Source organism: Candidatus Hydrogenedentota bacterium (assembly GCA_016791475.1).
In the GTDB taxonomy this organism is placed as follows: domain Bacteria; phylum Hydrogenedentota; class Hydrogenedentia; order Hydrogenedentales; family JAEUWI01; genus JAEUWI01.
The window spans coordinates 42570-68488 of record JAEUWI010000040.1 but is presented as its reverse complement, the minus strand read 5'-3'; the positions used below and the strand labels follow the sequence as shown (position 1 = coordinate 68488).

The window sequence follows — 25919 nt, the reverse complement described above, 5'->3', positions numbered from 1 at the left end:
CATTTTCTTCTCCCACAGATCTTCACCGATCTTCACAGATAAGAAGATGGGAGTCGAGTCTTCAAATGACTCCGGCTGCACGAGATCGACCTATAGCCGTTCCCTTTGCGTTCTTTGTGGTTCCAATGCTCTTCCCTTGCTCCGCCGGGACAGGCCCACGCGCTTAAGTCGCTTGCGGCGTACCGGGATTCAGTTGTGAGCCCGGTGTTGCGTCCGTCTATCGGATTAACTTGGCGCGGGTCCGTCCCCTTGCTGCAATAATCCCAAGTTTGCCATCAACTGCAACGCGTTGCTGTGGGTCACCACGCCGGGGTGCATGGTGTAGTCGAAGCGCAGTTCGCCGCCGTCGAGGTGATCGGAGAAGTGTACATTTCTCGCCGCAGATCCCATGGCGTCTGCGGCTTTGGTCAAGGCCAGGTCGTGGGTCGTGACGAAGCCAACGGCCCCGCGCTCGACGAAGGACTTCACCAGGGCCTCCGCGCCGATCTGGCGATCGTGGGAATTGGTGCCGTGGAGGATTTCGTCCAGAAGAAACAACACGGGCGTGTCGCCGTCGATCAAATCCGCCACGGCTTTGAGGCGGCGCAATTCCGCATAGAAGCGCGATACGCCCCCCTGAATGGAATCCTGAACGCGCAAGGTGGCCCCGATCTGAAAGGGCGTCAGCCGGAGCGACTTCGCAGCGACGGGCGCGCCAAGCTGGGCGAGGACCACGTTGATCCCCACGACGCGCAGATAGGTGCTCTTGCCGGACATGTTGGATCCGCTCACGATCGTGACGCGCAGTTTGCCGCCGAGGTGGACGTCGTTGGCGACGCAGGCGCCCGGCTTCAGCAGGGGATGAACCAGGGCCTCGCCCGCCAGCGATGGCGGACCTTCCAGCACCTCGGGGAAGGGGTAGTTCGGGTGTTCATAGGCAAAGCCCGCGAGGGACAGGAGCGCCTCGAATTCGCCCACGGCCTCCAGCCAATCCGGCAGGTGTCGCCCCCAGCGCGCTCGCCAGTTTTCCATGGCGAAGGCCACATGCACACCCCACATGAGAATCAACGCTACGGGCGCGAAGAGCTGGTTGCCCTGCAAATCATAGAGATAGACCAGCCGCTCCAACTGGGCAATGCGCGCGGAGACGGGCTGGCCGCCTTCGCGGAGGCGCTCCTGAATCGCCTTCAATGGGGCGCTGGTGAAAGACTCCCGCTCGATGCGGAGGAGCAGCGCCGCGAGTACGTTCAGTTCCCGTGCGGGTTCTTCGGCCACGCGCACGACATTCAGCATGGGCTTCACGACAAACTTGAAGACCACCAGTTGCACCGCGGCCAGCAGAAAGAAGGGCGCAACAATGCTGGTCTCCACCATGAGCGCCAGCGATGCGACCACGGCGGCGGAGAGGGCGAGGGCGCTCATGCGCTGCCAGCCCTGCGGGAGTTGGGCCTCGCGTTCGGCCCAGCGCGCCAGGCTGTCGCCGTGAATGGAACGCCGCACTTCGGCGCCGAGCCGCCCGAGATCCTCCCGGAGATCCAGACGCTCCACCAGTTCGCGGACGGCCTCCTGTCGCGCGCGGATGTCGCCGGCGGCCTGGGGCGCCTGCATCCAGTTGGCCAATTTCTGCTCTCCCGCGCGGGTCTGGGCCTGGCAGAGCAACTGGAACAACGAAGCTTCGCCAAAGAGGTCCAGATCGGGCGCGTAGGGGTGATCCTCCACCTGCCACCGCGCCTCGCCCTGACCGGCGACTGGCCATGTACCATCGATGCGTTTGAGGCCCTTGCGGTAATAGTCGGCAGCCGCCTCGGCCCGCGCCGCCGCCCGAGAGGTGGCTTCGTGCCACACCATGAGGCCTGCAAAGGTCGCGCCCGGCACGGCCAGCCAGCCAAAGGAGATACCACCCCGCCAGGCACCCGCCGCGAGTGCAACGGCCAGGACAAATACGGCCAGCCGGCCATTGGCGATGCGATCGAAGCGAAGGTCGTAGGCGCGACGGGCCGCCTCGCGATCGGCAAGGCTTTGGGAATATTCGGCGGCTGGGTCGTGGGCGGGTGAGGACATGGGTACTTCCGTGGGCGGCTCAGGTTTCGGGGCACTGGCCCCGGAGCTCATGGTGGATCATGGCCCCGATGAAACGCAAGCGCTCCCGGTCGGGAAGAATGGGTCTTATGGGTCGTATGGGTCGTATGGGGCTTATGGGGCTTATGGGGCTTATGGGGCTTATGGGGCTTATGGGGCTTATGGGGCTTATGGGGCTTATGGGGCTTATGGGGCTTATGGGTCGTATGGGTCGTATGGGTCGTATGGGTCGTATGGGTCGGAATGAAATGTGCAAGCCATATGACCCATAAGTCTCATCCCCATCCCCATCCCTCTTGCAATTCATAATTCTCATTTCATAATTCTCAATTCATAATTCGTAATTCAATTTCCCCCTTCGGCATAATTGGTCTTCGCGGCGGCGGTAGCCGCGCTCAACCCAGGCGAGAGACGCATGTCCACGACTTCCACACCCGAGTTCAGTGTCATCATCACGTGCTACTTCGAAGAGAAGAGCATTGATGAGTTTTACGGCAAGCTCTCGGCGGCGCTGGAGGGGCTGAATCGGAGCTACGAGATCATTTTCGTAAACGACGGCAGCACCGACGGCACGTTCTCGCGTCTCCAGGCCATTTTCGACCGCGACCCGAAGGTTGCGGCGATTCTGGACCTTTTCAAGAATTCGGGACAGGCCGCGGCCATGACGGCGGGCTTCCTCCAGGCCCGGGGCGACAAGTTTGTCTTCATCGACAGCGACCTTCAGCTCGATCCGGGCGAATTGCCGCTGCTTGTGGCGAAGTACGATGCCGGTTTCGACATCGTAAGCGGCTGCCGCACGGACCGGCGCGATTCCCTCGGCCGGGTGCTGCCCTCGAAAATTGCCAACATGATCATGCGGCGGGTTTCGCGAAGTGAGTTCACCGATTTCGGGTGCACTTTCAAGATTTTCGACGCGCGCCTCATTCTGGCCTTCGAGTATGGTCCCTTCAAGCCCTGGCAACCGGCTTACGTCATCGCCCAATGTCAGCGTTGCGCCGAGGTGCCCATCACCCACTTCCCGCGCAAATACGGCAAGTCGGGGTGGACCTTCCGCAAGCTCTTCGACTACAACATGGAAAACCTCGTGGGCATCACCACCCGGCCCTTTCAATACCTGGGCACGGCCTGCTTCGTGCTGGCGGCCCTCTTTGTCGTGCGGATTCTGCTCGGCTGGTTTCTCCCCTTTTCCGTGCTGGCCGAAACCACGAATGGCCTGATCCTGAATGCGGTTATCTTCGGACTGCTCCTCACCCTGGCGGTGCTCTGCCTGGTGGGAGAGTTCATCGTGCGCAACCACAACATGCTCCAGCGCAGACCGGCCTATATCGTCCGCACCTGCCTGCGAAAGGAATCGCTATGATCGAGGGACTCGCCCTCCTCGGCGCGGGTGGCTTCGCCCGGGAAATGTACTGGCACGTTCAGGAAACCTGGCCGGGGACACCGATCGTTTTTGTGGATGACGTCACCGATACGCAGGTCGTCACCGTGGGCGGACGCGACTTTCCCGTGATTAAAGACTGGAACTTCAACCACATTGCGGGCATTCCCGGTGCGGCCGGTCCGGTAAGTATCCGGCATTTTTCCATTGCCATCGGCGAACCGAAGGCCAAGCGGATCATGGCGGCCAAGGCGATCGACGCGGGACTCGAGCCCGCGCCCACAGTGGTCCATCCCAGGGCGCTCGTCCAAGGCAGCGACTGCGTCATCGGTCGCGGTGGCGTCATCACGCCCGGCTGCGTCGTCACCACCAACGTCCGTATCGGCGACTACGTCCTCATCAACCTCAACTGCACCGTGGGCCACGACGCGGTCCTGAATAATTTTGTCACGTGTAATCCAGGCTGCCACGTCTCCGGCAACGTCACCCTGGGCGAGGGCGTTTCCCTGGGCACCGGCACGGCCGTCCGCGAAAAGACGGCCATCGCGGCGGGCGTTGTCACCGGGGCCCAGTCCTGCGTGGCCAAGCCCATCGAAACCGAAAATATCGTTGTGGCCGGCGTGCCCGCGAAACCCCTGGGCGGCTGATGTCGGCTTCCTTCGCTGCAAAGGTCCGCGCCATGATCGCGCCGGTTATGAACAGGATCCCCCATGGACTGCGGGAGTTCGTGCTGATCGTCACGGTGTTGACCCTGGCGCTTCTGACCACCTACTCGTATGTGGTTTTCAGTGGCGACCCCAATCGTGCGGGACGCTACGATATCTACCGCGCACAGGGTCCCCTCTCCTATTTCATGGATTACATGATCCAGCGCGAGGGCGAGTATCCCTACTGGAATCCCCTGACCTTCATGGGCATGCCCTACGCCGCCAACCCCGTCAGCGTGGGACTCTACCCACCGAACCTCGTGCGCAGCCTGCTGACGACGAACCCAACGCCCGTGAACACCCAGATCGGCTGGGCGGCCCTCATGGGTTTCCACATCCTGCTGGCGGGCGTGGGCATCACCTACCTCGCGAAGGATCACAAACTTTCGCTGCTCGCGAGCCTCCTCGCCGCTATCATCTTCATGTTCAGCGCCATCTGGGTGCGACGCGTGTGTGAATACCATTTCATCACCATGGTCGCGTGGGTGCCCTGGCTCTTCCTCATCGCGCGCCACACCCTGCGCAGCCCCTCCGTGTTGACGAAAGCGTTATCCGGCACGGCATGCAGCCTCATCGTGGGGAATGCCCTCCTCTCCGGCGCCATCAACATCGCACCCTATTTCGGGCTCAGTGTGGGCATGTATGCCCTGCTCTACCGCATCACCCTCATCGAAGGCCCCATCAAGTTCAGCGCGCGCGGCATTGTTCGGGTTCTGTCGGGCGACGCCCTCTTCATCGGCCTTATGTTTGGCCTGGGGGGTATGTTGGCCTCTCCCCTGCTGCTGGCGGGGTCGGAACTTTCCAGTTTTGGCAGCCGGGGCGGAAACGGGGAGTACACCTTTCTGCCGCCCGTCTACAAGGGCACGTTTTACGAGCTCTTTCAGAATTTCATCCGCTATCCGGGCTTGAAGTACGAGTCCGAGGCCATTCGCGGCGCGGGCGTCGGCGCCATCATTCTGGCCTTCGCCGGACTCGGCTTCCCCCGCTGGAAAGAGCTCCTGCCCGCGCTGGGCGTCCTCGTGGTGCTCTTCGATTGCGCCATGGGCGTGCCCTTCCCCATGGCCACGTTGGTATACAAAATCACGCCCATGGAAATGGTCAGCTCCAACCGCGCGCTGGACTTCGGGCTCATCCTCTTCGGCCTAGTGGCCGCCATGGGCTTTGACACCGTGACCCGCGCCCTTAACCGACGCAGCGCCCTCTCCTGGCTCCTCGCGCTGGCCGTCGGCGGGTTCTGTCTGTATTCGCTGTGGCCTCTGCTGGAGCCGAAAGGCTTCCTGGAGGTTTCGCCGCTGAAGGGCGTCGGCATCCCCGCGCTGACCCTGGCCGCCGTGGCGCTGGTGGCGTGGCTACCCGGAAAGCCCCTGTGGCGCGTGGTCATTGTGGCGCTGATCTTTGCGGAGACCCTCGTGTGGTCGCGGCCCTATGTGCACTGGCTGATCTACCGGGAAAACTTCCCCAAGTGGGCCGGCGTCTTCGACGGCAGCGAGACCCTCTGGGCCGACAACGTGCGCGGCACGGACCCTCTGGCGAACCGCCACCTCTATGCCCTGCGCGGCGTCATGAACGGCTACGAGCCCGCCCACATCGGCCGCGTGCGCGATGTGGCCGGGAGCGATGCGCGCCTGAAAGGCTATCGGCGCCTCATCAATCCCGACGAGCCCACCGAGGCCAATGTGCGCGGAAATCTCCTGTTGAAACGCGCCTTCTGGCTGTCCAGCCAGTACGTTGTTGGTCCCCTGCCGAAGCGAAGCGTGCCCTTCATGAGCACGACGACCACCTTCCTGGACGCCGCGCAGGAAATCCCGATTCCCCGAGTCGAAGTTGCCGAAGTTCAGAACAAGATGCACTCCGAAGACGTGGAGCGGCGCACGCTAACCCACAAAGACGGCAGCCCCTTCCACTTCAACGCCAAAGGCGGTGCGAAGAAGCAGTCTTTCGACCTGCCCCCCATCGAGTTCTCCGGCCGACACAACACCTTGGCGGTTCAATACGTGGCCCCCGGCAATGCCACGCTGCGGGTTCGCTTTACCGACCCCGCGTCCGGCAATTGGGTCCACGGCATGACCCAGCGCCTGCGCAAGACCGCAAAGGAAGGGGCCACGGTGGAAATGGCCCTGCCGGACTTTCCCATCACCGAGACCTCGCTCACGCTGGAAGCCACGGCCGCGGCCAGCGCGATTCGCTTCAATCAATTCGACATCCTGGCCGACAAGCGCGACGAGAACCCGCTGATCACAATCAAGAAGCGCCTGGCCAACTCCGTTGCCGTCACCCTGACCGATCTGCCGGGGCCGCGCCTCCTCACCTTCATGGACGCCATGTACCCCGGCTGGAAAGCCACCGTAGACGGCAAGGAAACCCCGATCTTTCTGGCCAACGAAGCCTTCAAGGCCATCGCGGTGCCCGCGGGCACCCACGAAGTCGTGTTCAGTTACAATCCCGCGCGCCTTTTCCTCGGGTTTCGGATTGCAGGGGCCACTTTGATTATAATTGCAGGCGCTCTGGGCTATGGCGTCTGGCGCGCACGGGCAGACCGTGTTGCCACCGTCGTACCCGAGACCAATATCCCCTGAGTTTTAACCCCCTGCAGGCCCCATGGACACACCAGCATTTCGTGAATTCTTGAAAGCGCTTCTCGCGGAGGGCGCACTGGCCGCACTTGTCATCTACGCCATCTGCGTGCGCCAGCGCCTGCAGGCCCGGATGTGGCCCCTATTCATCGCTCTCGTCCTCATCGGCGCGGGCGCCGTCGCGTCGTACTATGAGTTCGGCTGGGTGCGTTACGGCCGTTTCATGAACCCCCACGATTTCTACCATTACTACACGGGCACCAAATACGCACCGGAGCTGGGGTATCACAACCAGTACGCGGCATCCCTCCTCGCCGATCTGGAGGGCAAAAAGATCTACAACACCAAGCAGCCCATCCGGAATCTCGCGACGCACGGCTACACGCCGGTGAAAGACGTTCTCGCGAACAAGGACGCCATCAAGGGCCGCTTCACCCCGGAACGCTGGGAAGAGTTCAAGAAGGATATCGCCTATTTTCAGGGACTGGTACCCAAGGCGAAGTGGCAGGACATGCTCCGGGACAAAGGGTACAATGGAACCCCGGTCTGGTCGCTCTTCGCGGGTATGCTGACGAATCTCGTCCCCACCAGCAGCGAAGCGGGCATGCAGTTCCTCGTGGCCCTCGATCCGCTCATACTGCTCGGCATGTTTCTCCTCATCTGGCGCGCTTTTGGTCCGTGGTGCGCCCTCTTCGCCCTGGCCTTCTTCGGCACCAATTTCGCCCTGGCTTTCGTGCATATCAAGGGCGCATTGATGCGCATGGACTGGGTCGCCTGCCTCGTGGCGAGCATGTGCCTGCTCCACTTGAAGCACTACCGGAGCGCGGGCGTGGTGCTGGCCTACGCCGCCGCCGCGCGCATCTTCCCCGGAATCTTTGCTTTCGGTCTGGGCGCCCTGCTCTGCTGGGAGTTCCTCGCCACGCGCAAGCTCAACCGGGATTACGTTCGCTTCTTTGCCGCTTTCGCGGTAACGGGAGTCCTGCTGACCCTCGCGGCATACGTCTACTACGGACTTCCCCTGTGGAAGGAATTCTTCGCCAAAATTGGTGTCCACAACGACGACATTTCGACCACGCGCGTGGGCTTCAAGTATATCTTTCTCTGGCCCTACGAGGGCGTTGCGGGCAAATCCAATGCCTTTACTGAACACCAGGGGCTCTGGCGCGCCATCATGGCGGTCGCCCTGGGACTCAGCTTCGCCGCGGCGCGCCGCATGAAACCCTGGCAGGCCATCGGCCTCGGCTTCGTGCCCGCCTTCTTTCTGACCGCCCCGACGTTTTATTACTATGTCATGCTGATTGTCCCGCTCCTCATTTTCCTGCCCCGGCTCGAACTCACCCGCAACGCCATTGGCTCGGGCCTCTTCTTCGCGGTCACCATCATTTCCTACGCCCTCCGCCGTGGCGGCATGGAACTGAACTTCGACTTGTGCTTCATTCTTTCCTGCCTCTACCTCGTGCTGGGGCTGTATATCGTGGGCGTCCATCTCCTTCCCCGGCGCGAGTCTGTTGCCGCTGCGGAAGGGCAACACGCGCTTGTGGCACCCGCCCTTTCGCAAGTTGTGCCGGCTCCCGCACTGGCCACCGCGGAACCCAGCCCAACTTCAGAAGCGACTCCGGAGGTTTCCAAAGCGCCCGTGCCTACCGCCATGCCGACACCACCAAAATCCCGTATCGAAATGCGTCACATACTGGGCGTCGCCTATGTTTGCTTCTTGCTGGGATTGCTTCTTTTTTATCGCGCCGACGACGCTACGCGCGTACCAGCTCCGGAGGCGAAGCCCACCCGCTCGGAATCCATGGAGAAGGAGCCTGCGGAGGAGTCGGATTCCGTGGAAGCGGCAGTCCCCGAGCCTTCCGGTCCGGCTGCTGCGGTTTCACCCGCGCCCGTTGCCTCCGCCGCGCCCGCCGCGCACGCGCCCGACACGGTCAGCATCGCGCTGGTGGGCGATATCATGCTTTCGCGCAACGTGGCAAAGGATCTGGCCACGCGCAATCTGGATTTCACCTATCCCTTCAAGGAGGCGGCCCCGCTGCTACAGGCGGCGGATATCGCTTTCGGCAATCTGGAGTGCCCCATCTCCGGCAAGGGTGAGGCGCTCCAGAAGAAGTATGTTTTTAACGCCCCGCCGGAGGCCGTCGAGGGGCTCCAGTTCGCGGGTTTTGATTTGCTTTCGCTCGCGAACAACCATACGCTGGACTATGGCGCCATCGCCCTTGACGACACGCTTCTAATCCTCGGTAATAGCGCAATTCCCCCGCTGGGCATTGTCACCGGGAACACGCCCCAGCAGCCGGTAGTGATCGAGCGCAAGGGGTTGCGCATCGGATTTCTGGGCTACGCCGACCCTGAATCGCCCTATGCCTATCCGCCCGAATTCATGAAATTCGAGAAGAGACCCGCCCGGGCGGAGAAAGAGGCCGTCGCACGGGATATTGCGGCCTTGAAGCCGAATGCGGACGTGATCATCGTGTCGTACCACTGGGGAACGGAATATCAAAACGCGCCCAGCCCGCAACAGGTGGAGTTGGGGCAATACACGATTGATCAGGGGGCGGATGTCGTGGCGGGGCACCACCCCCACGTGCAGCAGGATGCCGCCTGGTACAAGGACGGCCTGATTATCTACAGCATGGGTAACTTCGTGTTCGACCAGTGGTCGCGCCCGGCAACCCTGCAGAGCCGGCTGTATACCGTGAACGTAAATAAGGACGGCGCGGTCGATGCGAGTTATCGACCGATGGAATTGGTTCCCAAAGACTGGCAGCCCCGGGCGACGGGCCCACAGAACGTGCCGGTGCCAAAAGCCGCACCCTGAGCGGGGCGAAAAAGACCTGGCGTGGATACGGCACAACACTCCACCAGAGCATGACTTCGAATGGAGGAGACGGGCGAACCCGGAGAGCGGTACGGAAGGCTTATTTGTACCGGTAGGTGATACGACCTTTGCTCAGGTCGTAGGGGGACATTTCCAGGGTGACGCGGTCACCGGGGAGAATGCGGATATAGAACTTCCGCATCTTGCCGGAAATGTGCGCCAGCACCATGTGGTCATTCTGAAGCTTTACGCGGAACATGGCGTTCGGCAAAGGTTCAACCACCGTGCCTTCGACTTGTATGGATTCTTCTTTCTGCATATGTTGCGCTTCAAACCTTTTGCTACTGTGGAGCATCTGAGGGGAAAAGACGGAGGAGTACAACGTCCGGTCAAGCGTACGGGCCCCGAACGCACTCCTGCGGGATTGTACCACAGGAGCGCGGAGCCTGTACAAATTTCCCTTGCTATTTTCCCGTCCCATTCATTATGCTCGCGCCCGGTCTGGAGGCCCGTTGCGAGTCTCCCTGCCCTACCCTTGGCGGGCATCCCCGCAAAATTGGGCCCTTTCCCGGGTCACGGAGCACGATTCATGCTGAGTACGACTTCTTTCCTGTTGCTGCTGAGTGCCGCGGCCTCCGCCCTGAACCCCGCCGACGGTCTGGCGGACGCCGTGAACACCTTCACCGCCAGCCTCACGGAAGAGCAGCGCGCCATCGCGGTTTACCCCTTCGACGCCGAGGAGCGCTGGAACTGGCACTTTGTGCCGACCAAGCGCAATGGCATTTCTCTGGAGCAATTGAGCGAAGCCCAGCTTCCCCTGGCCCACGCGGTACTCAAGGCCGCCCTGAGCGATCACGGGTATAAGACGGTCGAGACGATTCGCTCGCTGGAAGGCGTCTTGCGCGAACTGGAGGGTCCCCAGGCCACCCACCGCAACCCGCTGGACTACCATTTCACCGTTTTTGGCACGCCGACGAAAGATGGCACCTGGGGCTTCCGCTACGAGGGCCACCATCTCTCCCTGAACTGGACCATCGTCAAGGGCAAGGCCATCTCCGACTCTCCCCAGTTTATGGGCACCAACCCCGGCGACGTGAAATCGGGTCCGCTGGCGGGCACCCGGGCCCTCGGCGATCTGGAAGATCTGGGCCGTGCTTTCATTTCGGGGATGAGCGACGAGCAGAAGGCCGTGGCCATCATAGACGCCACGGCCCCGAACGACGTCTTCACCGGCGACAAGGTTGAAGCCCCGATGCAGGAGGACAAGGGCATCGCCTATTCCGCCCTCACCGAAAAGCAGAAGCAGGACTTCATCGCGCTGATCGAGGCCCACGCCCGGATTCAGCTTCCCGAAGTTTCCGCCCAGCGCCTGGCCCGCATCCAGAAAGCCGGCATTGACGATGTTAAATTTGCCTGGATGGGCAGTCTCGAAAAGGGCCAGGGCCACTACTACCGCCTGCAGGGCAAGACCTTCATCGTGGAATATGACAACACCCAGAATAACGCCAACCACGTCCACGCCGCCTGGCGCGATTTCCACGGCGACTTCGGCCGCGACCTGCTCAAAGAGCACTACGCCGCCGACCACAAACACTGAGGACAAGAATGGGTCTTATGGGTTCAATGGGTCTTATGGGTCGTATGATTCATGAGGCCCTTTTTTCATAAGACCCATAACGTCCCGCCTACGTAGTCACGGGCGGATGTTGAAATCGTGACGCGCGGCAGTCACAAGGCCCCTTGCCCCCTTCTTTATATCATCGCTTTCCCGTTGCAACTGCGTTGCACGGGTCGGGGGCTGGAAAGCCCCCGCTCCATGGCCCGCCGCAATCACTGAAATAACGATACGATTTCCCCGCCTCCCACACCTGCTTGTGCTATCATAATGTTACCAACCGTATCGGAGGACATCTCAGGCATGGAAAGCTTTTCATTGACTTTTGTGGTCGAGCCCGATGGCGATCATTGGTTCGCCTGCGTGCCGGAACTGTTGGAGCAGGGCGTGTCCACTTGGGGCCACACCAAGGAAGAAGCCGGGCGTAATCTGGTGGAAGTCCTTAAGATGACGATTGAGGAGCTCCCGAAAGAAGGCAAGGATCTCTACGATTGCCTTCAACGTGCGGCAGAGGTTAAGGAGGCCGTGGGGCACTAGTCGTGGACTTTTCTCAGCTTAAGTCGCTTACCGTTCGGGAATTGATTTCCGCACTGGAAAAAGATGGTTTCCTCTGCTCACGCACCGTCGGCTCGCACCACCGTTACATACACGAAGACGGGCGGGCCGTAACGGTCACGGTACACCGTGCCTCCGATACTTTCCCGCTGGGCACCCTCTCCGTCATGCTCAAACATCAGATCAAATGGACAGAGGACGATTTGCGCCGCCTGAGACTGATCAGGTAACGCAGGGCACATTGGACGCAGGAATCGCGACTCGATGCAGCACCTGGTCATCTCACTCATCCCCTGGGACAGGCACGCGTGATCGGGCTGCCTTCTCGACTCGATGCGGCCGGAGTGTCGCGGTGCGGCTTGACCTCATTCCAGTGACGGGCGCGTGTCCGTCCCCAGCGACTCGACAAACCCCCGCGCCTTCGCCGCCAATGCATCCACCCACGGCTTGGCGTTCGCCGGTTCGTGCAGGTTGTTTTCGTCCATCCAGCGCACGACGTCTCGGACACCGTCTTCCCACTTCATTAAGTTCCGAAATTCCGGCACGTCGCGCTGGAGCGCCTGGCTGCTGTAGGCCGCGTGGTATTGAAAATTCTCTTTCAGCCACTCCGCTTTGCCCTGCGGCGTACCCGCGGCGATCTGCTCGGTTGTCATGGTCACAATGTTCGCCGTGACGCCGATGGCCTCCGCCATGCGCTCATGGAAGCGCCGCCAGGTCATGATCTCGTCGCCCACGATATTGTAGGCCTGACCAAGCACCGTCGTGCGGCCGAGGGCGCCCACGAATCCCTTGGCCATATCGTCCACGTGCCCCGGCTGCCACAAGCCATGGCCATCCCCCGCCACGAGGATCGGTCGGCCCTCCCGCAGGCGCGTGACCAGGCTCGCGTCATAGCCCCAGATGTCGAGGAGCGGCTGACCGGGCCCGTAGCAGTGGGACGGACGGAACAGGGTCACGGGAAAACGGTCGCGGGAGAACGCTTCAAAGAAAACATCTTCCGCTTCCAGCTTCTTTTGCCCGTAAGCGCTCACCGGAGTACGCGGCTCGTTTTCCAGCGCGGGAATCTTCGAAAGCGGCCCACCATAGACACACACCGTGCTGCAGAACAGGTACTGGCTCACCCGTCCGCGGAATAGCGAAACCGCGTGCTGGGCCGTGGGTCGGTCATAGGTCAACATATCGACCACGGCATCGATCCGCAGTGGAGCGACGGCGGCGGCGAAGCCCTCGAAGTCCTGCCGGTCCCCGTGGAGCATTTCCACATCGCCCTGGAGCCGTGAGGTCGTCGTCCCCCGATTGAACAGGATGGGCTCATGGCCGGACGCCAACAGCCGTTGGACGATGGCGGTGCTGATGAGGCCGGTGCCGCCGATAACCAAAACACGCATGATCTGCTCCTGAAGGGTTGGGGGCGGCGCAGGTAGTGGCGACCGCCATGACGTGCGGTATAATACCCCCATGCGCCGCACCCAGTACAGCCATTCACGAGGCTTCGCCTCACCCATGGAGGATGAAGATCGTGTTCAGTTTATACTCCCCCTACCCCCCCGCAAGCGGGGGGAACCTTTTTTGTCCCAGCCCACCCGCGGGCGAGGGGAACCTTACTTGCCCCTGCCCCCCCGCAAGCGGGGGGAACCTTTCTTGTCCCAGCCCACCCGCAGGCGAGGGGAACCTTACTTGCCCCTGCCCCCCTGCAAGCGGGGGGAACCTTACTTGTCAAAGTGAACCTCTTGGTCCCCCCCGCTTGCGGGGGGGCAGGGGGGGGCTTCTACAGCGGCACCTCACCAGGAACGTCTTCATGCGCTTGCTAATCTGCTGCCTTTTCGTCGCCGTCGGCCCCCTTTCGGGTTGTCCCGGCCCGGTTGATCCGGGTCCAACGCTTGCGGAAGTCACCATCCTCCTTCGGGACCATTTTTCCTCCGCAGACGCGGATCACAGCGGCGCCTTGAGTCTGGCCGAAGCACAGGCGCAAGTCGAAGCAATGACGGACGATCAGTTCGCCCAACTGGACACCGACAGCAATGGCGAACTCAGCGCCTCGGAACTGGGGGTGTCCGGGGGTGAAGGAGAGGGTGAGGGCGAAGGCGAAGGTGAGGGGGAAGGCGAGGGCGAGCTACCGATCTTCTATACCTACACCGTCCTGAACACCTACCCCCACGACACCGCCGCCTTTACCCAGGGCCTCGAAATCGAAGATGGCATCCTCTATGAAGGTACCGGTCTGAATGGCCGTTCCTCCCTCAGGCGTGTGGATCTGGCCACCGGCTCCGTCGAACAGCAGGTGAACCTCGACGCCACCTATTTTGGCGAGGGCATCACCGTATGGGGGGATAGCATCGTGCAACTAACGTGGCGCAACAAGAAGGGCTTCGTCTACAACCGCAACACGTTCGAACAGTCCGGTGATTTCTCGTACAACACCGAGGGCTGGGGCCTCACGAAAGACGACGACGAACTCATCATGAGCGACGGTACGAACATCCTCCGAATTCTCAATCCCGAGACCTTTCAGGAGGTGCGCCAGCTCCACGTCTATGATCGGGGCGCGCCCGTGACCCAGCTCAATGAGCTCGAATACATCAACGGCGAGATCTGGGCCAACGTCTGGCAGACCGACCTGGTCGCCCGCATCAACCCCACCACAGGTGTCGTGAGTGGCTGGATAGACTTCAGCGGCCTCCTCACCGAGGCCCAGGACGCCCGCGCCGACGTGCTCAACGGCATCGCCTGGGACAAGAACGGCAGTCGGCTCTTTGTGACCGGCAAGCTCTGGCCCCTCATGTTTGAGGTAAGCGTGGTGCCGGCCAATTGACAATTGACAATTGACAATTGACAACGAGGAGGGAGCCTTAGTACGACGAATTGGACCGATAGGACTGATTTTGTAATAACGGTCGTATCGGTCTTATCCGTCCTATCGTTGTCAACCGTCAACTGTCAACTGTCAACTGCTAACTCCTTCCCCCGCAAAAGTTTGCGAAAAACTCCCCCACTCCGGTATACTTCGGAGTTTCCGCAAGAGACTCAGGAGCCCCCTATGACCCGCAGCATGACCGGTTTTGGCCGCGTAAGCGCCGATATCGACAACGAAAGCGTCACCATCGAAGTGAGCACGGTGAACCACCGCTTCCTCGAATGCACCTTTCGCATGCCCAGCGTCTGGGCCGCTCTGGAAACGCCTCTGCGCAATCTGGTCAAGGATGCCCTGTCGCGCGGCAAACTCAACGTCTCCATCCGCCGCAGTCGGGGCCCCATGGGCCGCCCCGCGATCCATTTCGATGCGGAAAACGCCAAACAGTATATCGACGCAAGCAAAGAGCTGGCCCGCTTGATGAACAGCACCGGCGCCATGTCCCTCGACGTGCTCGCCCAGATGGAAGGCGTCTTCTATCAGGAAGAGCAGGAGCAGGATCTGGACGCGGTGAAAGATCCCCTTTGCGCGGCCTTTGTGGAAGCGCTGAACCAGTTGAATCAGTCCCGCGCGGAAGAGGGTGAATCCCTCGCCCGCGATGTGGCCGCGCGCATCACCGAGATGCAGGACGCGCTCTCGATCATCGAGGGCATGCTCCCCGATCTGGCCCAGGCCTACGAAGAGCGCCTCCGCGCCCGGGTCAACGAACTGAACGTGGACGTGGGACTTACCCAGGAGCGCCTCGCCATCGAAATCGCCCTTATGGCCGACAAGATGGATGTTAACGAGGAAGTCGTTCGACTCAAGAGCCATTTTGAGAAAGTCTTGAGCCTCCTGCGCCAGAAAGAGCCCATCGGCCGCGACCTCAATTTCCTGTCTCAGGAGTTGCAGCGCGAGATCAATACGCTCGGCTCGAAAATGCGCGATCTGGATGTCACCCGTGAAGTCCTCCGCCTCAAAGCGGAACTGGAAAAGCTGCGCGAACAGGCGCAGAACATCGAGTAGAGGACCCGCGTGGCGAAGCAAGGTGTACTTCTGGTAATTTCCGCGCCCTCCGGCGCCGGCAAGCTCACGCTGCTCAACAAGGTGCGCGAGAGCCAGGCCGGTTCTTTTGTAACGACCGTTTCAGCCACGACACGCTCACCCCGAACGGGAGAAGAGCACGGGCGGGACTACTATTTTCTGTCGCGCGAAGAATTTGAGTTAAAGCGAGAAGCTGAGGAGTTTGTGGAGTGGGCCGAGGTCCACGGCAATCTCTACGGCACCCTCTTCAGCGAGTTGGACCGCTGCCTCGCCACAGGCAAGGACGTGATCCTCGAGCTGGACGTTCAGGGCATGGAAAGCCTCAAGGAAATCCGCCACGACGTGGTGACGGTGTTCCTCATGCCCCCCTCGCTGGAGGTGCTGGAGAACCGGCTGCGCAACCGGGGCACGGATGAAGACGATGTTATAGCCCTGCGGCTGAAAAACGCCAGCGACGAATTGGCCCAGCGCCATGGCTTTGACTATATTGTGGTGAATGATAAAATTGAACAGGCGGCCAGTGATCTGGAAGCGATTATTCGCGCCGAACGCTGCCGCGCCTTTCGGCAACCTTAGGAGACTGCAAATGCCCACCCCGTTCTCGGTAGATGAATTCCAAGGCAAAATCGACAGCCTGTACCGCCTTGTGATCGTGGCCGCCCGTCGCGCCAACCAGATCAACAAGAACGAGTCCCACGGCTTCGGCACGGTGACCAACGCCAAGAAATCGACCATCACGGCCCTGGAGGAAGTGCTGGACGACAAGCTTGGCTACATCACGGCCACCCAGGAAGAAGAGAACTACCTGGAGTAACCCATGGCCGGCGACTTTGATGGCAAGGTAATCGTCCTCGGCGTTACCGGCTCCATCGCTGCCTATAAAGCGTGTGATATCGCCTCCCGGCTCGTGGAGGCCGGCGCAACCGTTCTGCCGGTCCTCTCCGCCGGGGGGCGCGAATTTTTGGGCGCGGCCAGCCTCGAAGGCATCACCGGCCAGCGCGCCATCACGGATATGTTCGAGCCGGCTCAGAACCCGGAAATCGAGCACATCGCCGTGGCCCGCCGCGCGGACCTTTTCCTCATCGCGCCCGCCACAGCCAACATCATCGCCAAAGCGGCCCACGGCTTGGCGGACGACTGGCTCACCACCACACTTCTGGCAACCCGCGCACCCATCCTCTTCGCGCCGGCCATGAACACCATGATGTACCAGCACCCCGCCACGCAGGACAACATCGCCTTGCTGAAATCGCGGGGCTGCCATTTTGTCGGGCCCGGCACCGGCGCCCTCGCCTGTGGCGAGTTTGGCCCCGGACGCCTCATCGAAACCGCCGCCATCCTCGAGTCCGCCCGCATCGCCCTGCGCAATGATCGCAGCCTCGCGGGTAAGCGCGTGCTCATCACCAGCGGCGGGAACCACGAACCCATCGATCCCGTGCGCTACATCGGCAACCGCAGCAGCGGCAAGATGGGCTACGCCATCGCGCTGGAAGCCCTCATGCGCGGTGCCGAGGTTACCGTGGTTTCCGGCCCCTGCGAGGTTCCCCCGCCCGATCTCGCCCACGTCGTAAACGCCCCCACCGCGCAGGCGATGCTGGATGCCGTAAACGCGTGCCTGCCACAGGCCGATATCTTCATCGCCGCCGCCGCCGTGGCGGATTACCGCGTGGATCATCCGGCCCAGGAGAAACAGAAACGGGACGAAAGCGGTCTCACCATCAATCTGGTGCCCAATCCCGATATCGCGGCCCACGCGGGCCTGACGCGCCGTCCGGATCAGATCGCGGTGGGATTCGCCGCGGAGACGAACGACATCCTCATAAACGCCGCGGCCAAGCTGGAAAAGAAACACCTCGACCTGATCGTCGCCAACGACGTGAAAAGCCACGATTCCGGCTTTGGAACGAATACCACGCGCGCCTGGATTCTGTCGCCCGACGGGGAACACGAGACACTCCCGCTGGTGACGAAGGCTGAGCTTGCCCGACGCCTCTTCGACCGCATCGCGACACGCATCCCCGCCGCTCCCGCCCACTAGAGCGGCACGTCTGGCCGGTTTCACTACACGAAGTACAACGTTGCGGTACTATGGACCGTCGGGAGATCGCTCCGCCATCCGTGGCATTCTTCTTGGTTTATTGCACGCAAAGGCGCGAAGGCGCAAAGACAATTGGGATGCGATCTTACCCGATTGCCGGGGGATTCACAGGCGCGCAATGACCCTCTTTCCTCTTCCCTTTTTCTTCTTCGTGCCCCCTTCGTGGCCTTCGTGGTGAAACATTGGGTTGCGGCCAACGGCTGATCCCCCCTGTAACAACATCGCCCCACCTCGCCACAGTGTGGGTGTTCGTTCCGATACCAGGGAATCCGCGGGCACTCCAGGCCCGGGGACGCGAAGCATGGATGGCGCCATCCCCTTTCTCACTCCTTGATCCGGCCGCGCCGCTAACAACGCGAGGCCATGTTTCTCATACCCTTTCCACGGTGCGCCCCCAAACCGCGCCGAATCCCCATGCAGCGCCGGGCGCGCCCCTCCCGGCGCTGCCCCTTTTTGCGCCGTCGTGCGCTTGACATTTTCCGCACGCACCCCACACTATATTTCCCCAAGGGCGGACACTTGATGCTGCAACGTGTTCCGGGCCGGTCCCATGGGAAAACCGGTCCGCGTCGCCCCCTACACCCCTGACTTGCTGAATGGAGAGGCGATTGATGGACAAGTCCGAAGCGGAACGACGCTTTCAGAAAGCTGACAAGCTGTTTACTTATGGCCGCTTTGAAGATGCGCTGGCCGATCTGGATGCCCTGGATGGGGCCTTCCCGAATAACCACCGGGTATTGAACGCTCGCGTGCGCACGCTGGAGCAGTTGCAGCGCTACGACGAGGCCCTCGCCCTGTGTGATCGGCTGGTCAACGAACTGGGCTATGAAAAAGCCCAGACCATGCGGGATCGGCTGGCCGAAGAGGTGGCCCGCGCGGGTAGTGCGCCGCAAGCCGCCTTCTGGTCCAACGAACCCGGTCCCGCGCCCTCAGGGTCCGCCACAGCGCCCCCTGCCCCGTCGCCAGTTCCGGCGGTGACCGCAGGCGACGAAAGCACGCCCGATACGCCGGCAAAGAAGCGCTTCAAACTCAAGCCGGTGCGACTCCTGATCCTGCTGGGCCTGATTGCGAGCATGTACTTCGCTTATGTCCCCTACTGGCTCGGCGGCGGGCTCATCGGGGCCTACTTCGTCATTAAGTATGTGTTGATCGGACTCATCGGCAAATGGCTCATGTACAAGATATTCACCGCACCCTTTAAGATGAAGGGCAAGGCGCTGGAGGGGGCCACCTGTCAGTTGCACGGCCATGCCTGGACGGAGAAGCCCGCTTCAATCGCCGAGGAGGAGCAGGACGGCGACGAAGACGACGTCAAACCCTTCGTACCCCTGCGCTATGTCTGGCTCGATGTCACTATCACGCCCCAGGAGCGAACCCAGGGCTTCACCCACTGGGAGCCGGGCGAGCTGGCCCTGGCGCCCCTCGGACTGAAGTACACGGGACTGGACGACATGGAAAAGTGTTTCAGTGTCCACAATATCAAAGTCCTCGTGGACGGTCAGGAAACGGAGGACGACGGCATGAAGTATCATGGTCCCATGCGCCTCAAGATGCTCTTCGGCGTGCCGCTCGACCAGGATGCCTTCAAGTTTGTGTACTACTTCGAGCAGTTCGGCGAGCTGAAACTCGCGCGCTGAACCCGACGAAGGGGTCGGACAGGGCTTTCGTGATTAGTCTATTTACCTCGGTTGTGGTCTGAGGCTCAAGGGAATCCAACCACGAATGAACGCGAAACCACATAGAACAGCCGTTGACCGCAACCAAAATTTTGAACCACGAATGAACACGAATTTTCACGAATAAGAACGTTCACATTCGCGTTCGATGAGAAAGAGGTCTTCCGGCCCGAAGGGCCACTGACATAGTAGCCCTGGGCAACGCCCAGGGAAAACGATGTAACCTGGTTCAAGCCCTGAAAGGGCGGCAGAGCACGGCCACAGTTGGCAAACTGTGTCGCCCTTTCAGGGCTGAATATTAACTAATTCAACTTACCCAGGGCGTTGCCCTGGGCTAAGCTGTGATGCCCCTTCGGGGCGCAAAACCATAATTCGTTTCATTGCGTCCGATCAATATGATACCGTGACGCGTTGGGAAAAGCAGCGGAACGAATCGATCACGATGGCACAGAAAACCACAGGCCGATACACCATCCACGACATTGCCCATGAGTTGGGGGTGTCGGCTCGCACCGTAAGTCGCGTGCTGAACAAACAGGCGGGCGTGGGCAAGGGCACCCGGAAGCGAATCGAGGACTTCATCCAGGAAGTCAACTTCCACCCCCACTCCGGCGCGCGCAGCCTCCGACGCCAGCGGCTGGACTGCATCGGTGTTGCCGTCACCTCGCCGCTGGACGTATTGCCCATCAGCAATGACATCCTCACCTGGCTCTTCTTCGAATTGAACCGGATTTTCAACGACGGCGAGTTCATCGGCTTCGACATGAATCCACCGCCACGCGACGGCCAGTACGACTACGCCCGGGGCGTGAGCGAGCAGCGATTCGGCGCCTGCGTAGTGGCCGGCCCTCTCCGCTCCGACGACTCGGTCATACGCCGCGTACACACCGCAGGGTGCCCCTATATGGTACTTGGTCGGCTCGACGCGATGCCCGAGATCAGCTCCGCCACGGTGGACTATGAGGAGGCTGCCTACCTCAGCACCCGCTTTCTTCTTGAGCGCGGCCACACCCGGGTGGGCATGCTCCTGGGGCTCGATGGTTTCCAGCCCGGTGTCGAGCGTCGCAGAGGCTATCGCCGCGCCCTCGATGAAGCGGGTGTCCCCTATGACGAGTCCCTGTTACGCCCGGCCACCTTCGATTCCGATCAGAACATTCGACTTACCCATCGCCTCCTGCTCGATCGCGATATCACCGCGCTGGTGGAGAGCAGCGGCACCGAGGACGCCTCCGGACTTCGGGAGGGCGCGCGTCGCGCGGGTCGAATGCCCGGCGAAAACCTCGACATCGTGGAATGGACCTACACCTACAAAGCGTCGGTTGTCTCCGAGGCCGTCGCCCACGTCTGGCTCCCCGTGCGCGAGGCGGGCTCCGAGGGCCTGGAGCTGCTCGCCGACTGGTTCTATGAGCGCCGCGCCGAGCCGTTTCAGGTGCTCTACCGCCCCATCCTCTACGAGACCCCCAAAGACGGCGATACGGCACCGCCACGGCCCGTGTTCAGCGTGCATAGTTGACAACACGGGGACAGTTGCCGAATGGCTCGCGACCGTAGGGACTGACGCACCCGCGTTTTCGGTGGAGATCTTCGTGATCCACAACGTATCGATTGTCCCGGCTGCGAGTCCATGATGTCGCGGGGTGTGGCTGTCCCGTCGCTCGCGGAGGTAAACCCAGTTTACGGTGCCACATCAACCAGACGACACGTTGCCTGTTGAGATGTCTATGGTGGCGACGAGTCCACTTCCCGCACGACGGGACAGCCACACCCATCAGGAAAATCGACGCCTTGTCAGAGCGGATCTTTGGTCGCAGTGCAAGACGATCCGGGCGAGTCACAGTGGGTGCGTCAGTCCCTACGCGCGTGGATGAAACTTCCGGTGGGCCTCCTGTTGCCGCGCGATACTCACGTGGGTGTAGATCTGGGTTGTACTGATATCCGCATGGCCCAGGAGTTCCTGGACGGCGCGGAGGTCGGCACCGTGATCAAGGAGGTGCGTGGCGAAACTGTGGCGGAGCATGTGGGGCGTCACGTTGCGGGAGATGCCCGCCGCGCGAACCCAGTGCTTCACCACTTTCCACACCATGCCCCGGCTCATGCGCTTGCCTTTGCCCGTTAGAAAGAGCGTGTCATCCAGGCGGGGCTGGTTCTCGCGCACCCCATGCCAGGCACGGATCGCTTCGCGCGCGCGCGCGCCCAGGGGCACGATACGCACCTTGCTGCCCTTGCCCCGGACTCGCACGATGCTCTCCGCGAGGTCCGCGTGATTCACGGGCAGATTGGCGAGCTCCGAAATGCGCAACCCACAAGAATAGAACAGTTCGAGGATCGCCGCGTCTCGTATGCCGTGGACCGCCTCGGGATCGAGGCCCGGCGCCGCGAGCAGCCGCTCCACTTCATCATTACTCAGGCTGTGGGGCAGCAGGCGCGCGAGCTGGGGCGTCTCGATGCCTTCGGAGGGATCGAGGGGCGCCAGATGCTCATCGCGCAGGAACACATGGAAGCGGCGTATGGCGCTCAGGTGCCGCGCCAGCGAGCGCGCCTGAAGCCCGGACGCAATGAGGCTGCCCAGATGGTCCAGCACATCTTCACGAACCACCTCCGACGCCGAGGTCACGCCATTGTCGCCGAGAAAGCCGATATAGCGACGCAGATCGGTCCCATAGGCCGAAAGCGTGGCTTCGGACAGGCCGGCTTCAAAGACGGCCATTTCCAGGTAACGATCGAGAGCGGTTTCGAGGAGCATTATTTCAGTTGACAGTGGACAGTGGACAGTTGACAGCGGGGGCGGGGTGCCTTGCGCTGCGCCGTGGGGCTTACTATAGCAGAGAAATGGGTCGTATGGGTCGTATGGGTCGTATGGGTCGTATGGGTCGTATGGGTCGTATGAAAGGGATTGAAGCAACTGCCGATGACCCATACGACCCCGACTCCGACCCACAGGACCCACAGGACCCATAAGACCCATCCCCCATTCTTCGCTGTCAACTGTCAACTGTCCATTGTCAACTGAAATAAAAAACCCGGCGCCTCGAAAGGCGCCGGGGAATCTTCAGCTTTTGTTACCCGAGCTTAGTTGCCCAGGGTGATTTCGAACACGGCACGGCGGTTAAGCGCGCGGTTGGCGGCCGAGTCGTTCGGCACAGCCGGGGAGCTCTCGCCCATGCTCTTGGAGCCGATGCGGGCGGCGTCGATACCGGCAGCCTTCATGTAGGCCACCACGGCATCCGCACGACGCTGGCCAAGGGCCATGTTGTACGCATCGGTGCCGACGCTGTCGGTGTGACCGACCACGACCACCGTGTCACCGGGGAACTTGGTCATCTCAGCGACGAGCTTGTCGATTTCAGCTTTGCCTTCGGGCTTCAGCGTGGACTTGTCGAAGTCGAAGAGCACGTTGTTCAGCACGATAGCGGTGCGCGTGGGAACTTCGTTCGCCTTCTGCTCAGGTTCGGGCGCTACCTCTTTGGCGGGTTCCGCCGGAGCGGCAGGAGCGTACGTGTGGTACACAATACCACGGTTGCCCCACAGCTCGCCGTCGTCGGCGTTGGAGGCGGGTTCAATCGGCCACCACCAGTAACCGGAACGGCCCTTGGTGTCAGCGGTCGGTGCGGGGGTAGCACCGGTGTTACCCCACCAGGACATATCGTCCCAATGTTTTGCGGCTTCTGCCTTGCCACCAAAACCACATACGGCGGCAATCAGGGCCAATGCAACTAATCGTTTCATGGCGGTCTTTCTCCTTCTTCGCTGCAATTTAAATTGTCATTCCGCGTCTTTTTTGGTCATACAAAGCATACATAGCTCCGTACCAACCATTTAACCACAATACTCAGGGCGTGTCAAGCAATACCCACCTGATTCGGCGGTTTCCCGACACCATACCGCCTGAGTCCAATCCGTTAGGATTCAAACTCTGGGGGCTATTCTATCATGCCGGGAAGGGGCATGCAACTTCCGTCGGGCGCCCTTGGGCGTTGTCCAGGGTACTGGAAATAAAGGGCTTGACCCGACATCAGACGGCCTCCTTGAGTCGGCCCTGAAGGGTTTCAAGTGCGCCCGCGATCACCGGGTTGTCGGTCCGGTCGATCAATTTGCGCAGTTTCGGAATGGCCCCGCCCACTTTCTTGCCGCTCCGGACGGTTCCGAAAAGGTGGCGGCTGACGGTGGACTGGGTCAGTTGGAGAATGACGGCGATATCTTCCTGCGTCTTCCCATAGTAATAATAAAGCTTCACCACTTCCTTCTGACGGGGGGTGAGGCACTTCTCGATGAAGTCGCTGACGGACGGCTTCACGTCCTCGTAGAACGACTGCATGGCGTAGCGTCGTTCGCGGTCGTCTTCGGACTCGTAATACAAAGCTTCGGTGGCGGGCACCCGGTCAAGGGTCGCCATTTCGGTGGGGATTTCCCAGAAATCGGGATTATAGCTGGCCATATCTCGGCTCTCTTTCGTCTCTGAATTTTTGTTGTGTGTCGCCCTGACCCGCGTAGAACAGGGATTCGGTAAACATAATTCGGCGCCACGTGGGGGATACGTTGGCGCGTTTTACTCGGGCGGCTACATTGACGTGTTTCATGTTGAGATTCCTTCTGGGTCTGTTTGGTTGTGGCGGGCCGAACATCGGCCAACCGGGTTTAAAAGAAAACCACAGGCTTTTGGGGGCCTGTGGCTGGGTAAGCTGTGCTATGTCTTCGCGGAATTGCTAGTGCATATGCCTCACCCGGAGCCCGGCCACGCCAATTACATTGGCATGCCACACGAATACGAGGAATCGCATCGTGTTGCATTTCGTGGCTTTTTCGCCCGGGTTGGTAAACATGGTAGGAATTCCCTGGTTGAAGTGAATGGTGCGTAGTCTATCAGGAGAGACATTTCTGCGCAAGAAAAAATTCCCGCGCGCTAGAATTCGCCCTCGCCACCGTGTTCTCTCCCCCATTAACGGGAATATGCGCACTTTCTCGGGTGTCGCTCGATCTTTTTTTTCGTGCTGGCGTCCAGCAAAACTCGAAAAACATGTAATGGTGGCGTACAAAATTGAACGGATTCTCTGGGCGACAGGGGCGCTGTACAAAAACGTACACCACATCTCCGCGCCGACCATGGCGTAAGGTACTGATACCAATAAACTTAGTGTGACAAACCAAGTCTGGCACGCTCCATGCGTTACACAGTGCAGCATTCAGGTTCTTCCCTCCGGAAAGAACCAGAGGCTTTCTTCGGGGGTCGAGGAAGCGGAAAATCTGTAACGGACGCAGTTAGATCGGAGCCCCCGTGGACGCAGTCACACAAATACTCCCCCTTCCCAGCGCAGCCCTGACGATAGCTTCGGCTCTGGGGGACGCGAGCCCCGAAGAACGCCGGCCGCGCCGCAACCTCATGACCAAGGTTCGCAGTTCCAGCCGCCCTCCGATCGATTTCAATTTCAATACGACGCCACGCATCCTGATTGTGGATGACGAGAACGGTCCGCGCCAGTCCCTTCGCATGCTGTTGAAGGAAGAGTACGACGTGTCCCTGGCGACGGGCGTGGACGATGCGCTGGGCCAGCTCAAGGAAGAGCTGGTGGACATCATCATTACGGATATCCGCATGCCGCATAAGACGGGCATGGATCTCCTGCGCGAAGTTCGCGAAGAGCACGATGACATCGAGTTCATCATCCTGACGGGCTATGGCGAGCTGGATACGGCGATGAAGGCGATAGAGTATGGCGCCTTTGCCTACCTGGAAAAGCCCTTTGATCACCGCATCATGCTGGAAAAGATTCGGGCGTGTGTGGAAAAGCGCCGCCGGGAAGAAGACCGGAAAGCGCTGGAATGCCTCACCATGGAGGCGAATCGCTTCGAGACGCTGGGCCGACTGGTATCGGGCACGATGCACGATCTGGGCACGCCCCTCTCCGTGCTGGGCACGCACCTTGAACTTCTGAGCGCCGACCCCTCGCACGAGAGCCTGATGAAACGCCTGGGAACGATGGAGTCTCAGGTCCGGCATTGCACCGAGCTGGTCCGCTCCACGATGAATTTCCTGCGCCATACGCCGGACGAACAGTCCCCTTTTGATATCAACACCGCGGTGGAAGTCTGCCTGGATGTGGCGCGGCCACTGCTTACGCGCCAGCAGGTGACGCTTCGCACGGATCTGAGCCCGGACATCTCGATCTGCGTGGGCGATTTTGTGCTGGTGCGCCAGGCGATTCTGAACCTGATTTACAACGCCTGCCAGGCGATGGAAGCCCAGGCGGATCCGCGAGAGATCACCATCACGACACGCTGCGAGACGAACCAGCTTGTGCTGACCATCGAAGACACGGGCCCCGGCATACCGGAGAAGGACCGCCAGCGCATCTTCTACACCCTCTTCACGACGAAGGGTAAGAAGGGCACGGGACTGGGCCTGAGCGTGGTGCGGAATGTGATGCACCAGCATGGCGGCGAAGTGACGCTGGTCCCCCGGGAGGGTCGCGGCGCGTGCTTCCAATTGACCTTTCCCTACCGCCGCTGAGC

General features: G+C 61.0%; 22 protein-coding genes. 16 read left to right on the top strand and 6 right to left on the bottom strand.

Annotation, left to right across the window (positions count from 1 at the left end):
• Positions 1 to 225: 225 nt before the first annotated feature.
• A complete protein-coding gene (locus tag JNK74_19560) occupies positions 226 to 2040 on the bottom strand; it encodes a DNA mismatch repair protein MutS (protein ID MBL7648382.1) in 1815 nt (604 codons plus the stop codon).
• 68 nt (positions 2041 to 2108) lie between these two features.
• Between JNK74_19560 and JNK74_19555 the strand changes: the two genes are divergently transcribed.
• From JNK74_19555 to JNK74_19535, 5 genes are all read left to right on the top strand, one after another.
• Positions 2109 to 2330, top strand: a complete 222-nt coding sequence (locus JNK74_19555; GenBank protein MBL7648381.1) for a hypothetical protein — start codon at positions 2109 to 2111, stop codon at positions 2328 to 2330.
• Positions 2331 to 2473: 143 nt separating this feature from the next.
• Positions 2474 to 3418, top strand: coding sequence for a glycosyltransferase family 2 protein (locus JNK74_19550; protein MBL7648380.1), 945 nt, complete (start codon positions 2474 to 2476; stop codon positions 3416 to 3418).
• On the top strand, positions 3415 to 4083 hold the full coding sequence (locus JNK74_19545) for a hypothetical protein (GenBank protein ID MBL7648379.1): 669 nt from the start codon (positions 3415 to 3417) through the stop codon (positions 4081 to 4083). The genes JNK74_19550 and JNK74_19545 overlap by 4 nt, the downstream gene beginning before the upstream one ends.
• Positions 4084 to 4346: 263 nt before the next feature.
• On the top strand, positions 4347 to 6719 hold the full coding sequence (locus JNK74_19540; GenBank protein MBL7648378.1) for a YfhO family protein: 2373 nt from the start codon (positions 4347 to 4349) through the stop codon (positions 6717 to 6719).
• A gap of 22 nt (positions 6720 to 6741) precedes the next feature.
• Positions 6742 to 9534 (top strand): CapA family protein, encoded by a 2793-nt coding sequence (locus tag JNK74_19535; GenBank protein MBL7648377.1) that lies wholly within the window; start codon positions 6742 to 6744, stop codon positions 9532 to 9534.
• 100 nt (positions 9535 to 9634) lie between these two features.
• On the opposite strand, the gene infA is transcribed toward JNK74_19535, so the two are convergent.
• Positions 9635 to 9853, bottom strand: coding sequence for a translation initiation factor IF-1 (infA, locus tag JNK74_19530; protein ID MBL7648376.1), 219 nt, complete (start codon positions 9851 to 9853; stop codon positions 9635 to 9637).
• Positions 9854 to 10123: 270 nt separating this feature from the next.
• On the opposite strand from infA, the gene JNK74_19525 reads away from it, so the two are divergent.
• The 3 genes from JNK74_19525 (at position 10124) to JNK74_19515 (ending at position 11934) form a co-directional block, all read left to right on the top strand.
• A complete protein-coding gene (locus tag JNK74_19525) occupies positions 10124 to 11131 on the top strand; it encodes a DUF3500 domain-containing protein (protein MBL7648375.1) in 1008 nt (335 codons plus the stop codon).
• A 321-nt stretch (positions 11132 to 11452) separates the two neighbouring features.
• Positions 11453 to 11686 carry a hypothetical protein gene (locus tag JNK74_19520; GenBank protein MBL7648374.1) on the top strand — a complete coding sequence of 78 codons (234 nt, stop codon included), beginning with the start codon at positions 11453 to 11455 and terminating at the stop codon, positions 11684 to 11686.
• Between the two features lie 2 nt (positions 11687 to 11688).
• Entirely contained in the window at positions 11689 to 11934 is a 246-nt protein-coding gene (locus tag JNK74_19515) for a type II toxin-antitoxin system HicA family toxin (GenBank protein MBL7648373.1), read from the top strand.
• Positions 11935 to 12069: 135 nt separating this feature from the next.
• Here the strand turns inward: JNK74_19515 and JNK74_19510 are convergent, their stop codons facing one another.
• Positions 12070 to 13092, bottom strand: a complete 1023-nt coding sequence (locus JNK74_19510) for an NAD-dependent epimerase/dehydratase family protein (protein ID MBL7648372.1) — start codon at positions 13090 to 13092, stop codon at positions 12070 to 12072.
• A gap of 593 nt (positions 13093 to 13685) precedes the next feature.
• Between JNK74_19510 and JNK74_19505 the strand changes: the two genes are divergently transcribed.
• The 7 genes from JNK74_19505 (at position 13686) to JNK74_19475 (ending at position 20925) form a co-directional block, all read left to right on the top strand.
• On the top strand, positions 13686 to 14516 hold the full coding sequence (locus JNK74_19505) for a glutaminyl-peptide cyclotransferase (protein MBL7648371.1): 831 nt from the start codon (positions 13686 to 13688) through the stop codon (positions 14514 to 14516).
• 225 nt (positions 14517 to 14741) lie between these two features.
• A complete protein-coding gene (locus tag JNK74_19500; GenBank protein ID MBL7648370.1) occupies positions 14742 to 15620 on the top strand; it encodes a YicC family protein in 879 nt (292 codons plus the stop codon).
• A gap of 9 nt (positions 15621 to 15629) precedes the next feature.
• On the top strand, positions 15630 to 16214 hold the full coding sequence (gmk, locus tag JNK74_19495; GenBank protein MBL7648369.1) for a guanylate kinase: 585 nt from the start codon (positions 15630 to 15632) through the stop codon (positions 16212 to 16214).
• A gap of 10 nt (positions 16215 to 16224) precedes the next feature.
• Entirely contained in the window at positions 16225 to 16452 is a 228-nt protein-coding gene (gene rpoZ, locus JNK74_19490) for a DNA-directed RNA polymerase subunit omega (protein ID MBL7648368.1), read from the top strand.
• Positions 16453 to 16455: 3 nt separating this feature from the next.
• Positions 16456 to 17676 (top strand): bifunctional phosphopantothenoylcysteine decarboxylase/phosphopantothenate--cysteine ligase CoaBC, encoded by a 1221-nt coding sequence (gene coaBC, locus JNK74_19485; GenBank protein MBL7648367.1) that lies wholly within the window; start codon positions 16456 to 16458, stop codon positions 17674 to 17676.
• 671 nt (positions 17677 to 18347) lie between these two features.
• Entirely contained in the window at positions 18348 to 19373 is a 1026-nt protein-coding gene (locus JNK74_19480; protein MBL7648366.1) for a hypothetical protein, read from the top strand.
• Positions 19374 to 19854: 481 nt separating this feature from the next.
• Entirely contained in the window at positions 19855 to 20925 is a 1071-nt protein-coding gene (locus JNK74_19475) for a LacI family DNA-binding transcriptional regulator (GenBank protein ID MBL7648365.1), read from the top strand.
• A 339-nt stretch (positions 20926 to 21264) separates the two neighbouring features.
• Here JNK74_19475 and JNK74_19470 read toward each other — a convergent pair whose 3' ends face one another.
• The 3 genes from JNK74_19470 to JNK74_19460 all read right to left on the bottom strand — a co-directional run bounded on the left by JNK74_19470 (position 21265) and on the right by JNK74_19460 (position 23847).
• Entirely contained in the window at positions 21265 to 22155 is an 891-nt protein-coding gene (locus JNK74_19470; protein ID MBL7648364.1) for a tyrosine recombinase XerD, read from the bottom strand.
• Positions 22156 to 22481: 326 nt separating this feature from the next.
• On the bottom strand, positions 22482 to 23138 hold the full coding sequence (locus tag JNK74_19465; GenBank protein ID MBL7648363.1) for an OmpA family protein: 657 nt from the start codon (positions 23136 to 23138) through the stop codon (positions 22482 to 22484).
• Positions 23139 to 23424: 286 nt separating this feature from the next.
• Positions 23425 to 23847, bottom strand: coding sequence for a sigma-70 family RNA polymerase sigma factor (locus tag JNK74_19460; GenBank protein ID MBL7648362.1), 423 nt, complete (start codon positions 23845 to 23847; stop codon positions 23425 to 23427).
• Positions 23848 to 24684: 837 nt separating this feature from the next.
• Between JNK74_19460 and JNK74_19455 the strand changes: the two genes are divergently transcribed.
• Positions 24685 to 25917, top strand: a complete 1233-nt coding sequence (locus JNK74_19455) for a HAMP domain-containing histidine kinase (GenBank protein ID MBL7648361.1) — start codon at positions 24685 to 24687, stop codon at positions 25915 to 25917.
• Positions 25918 to 25919 lie beyond the last annotated feature (2 nt).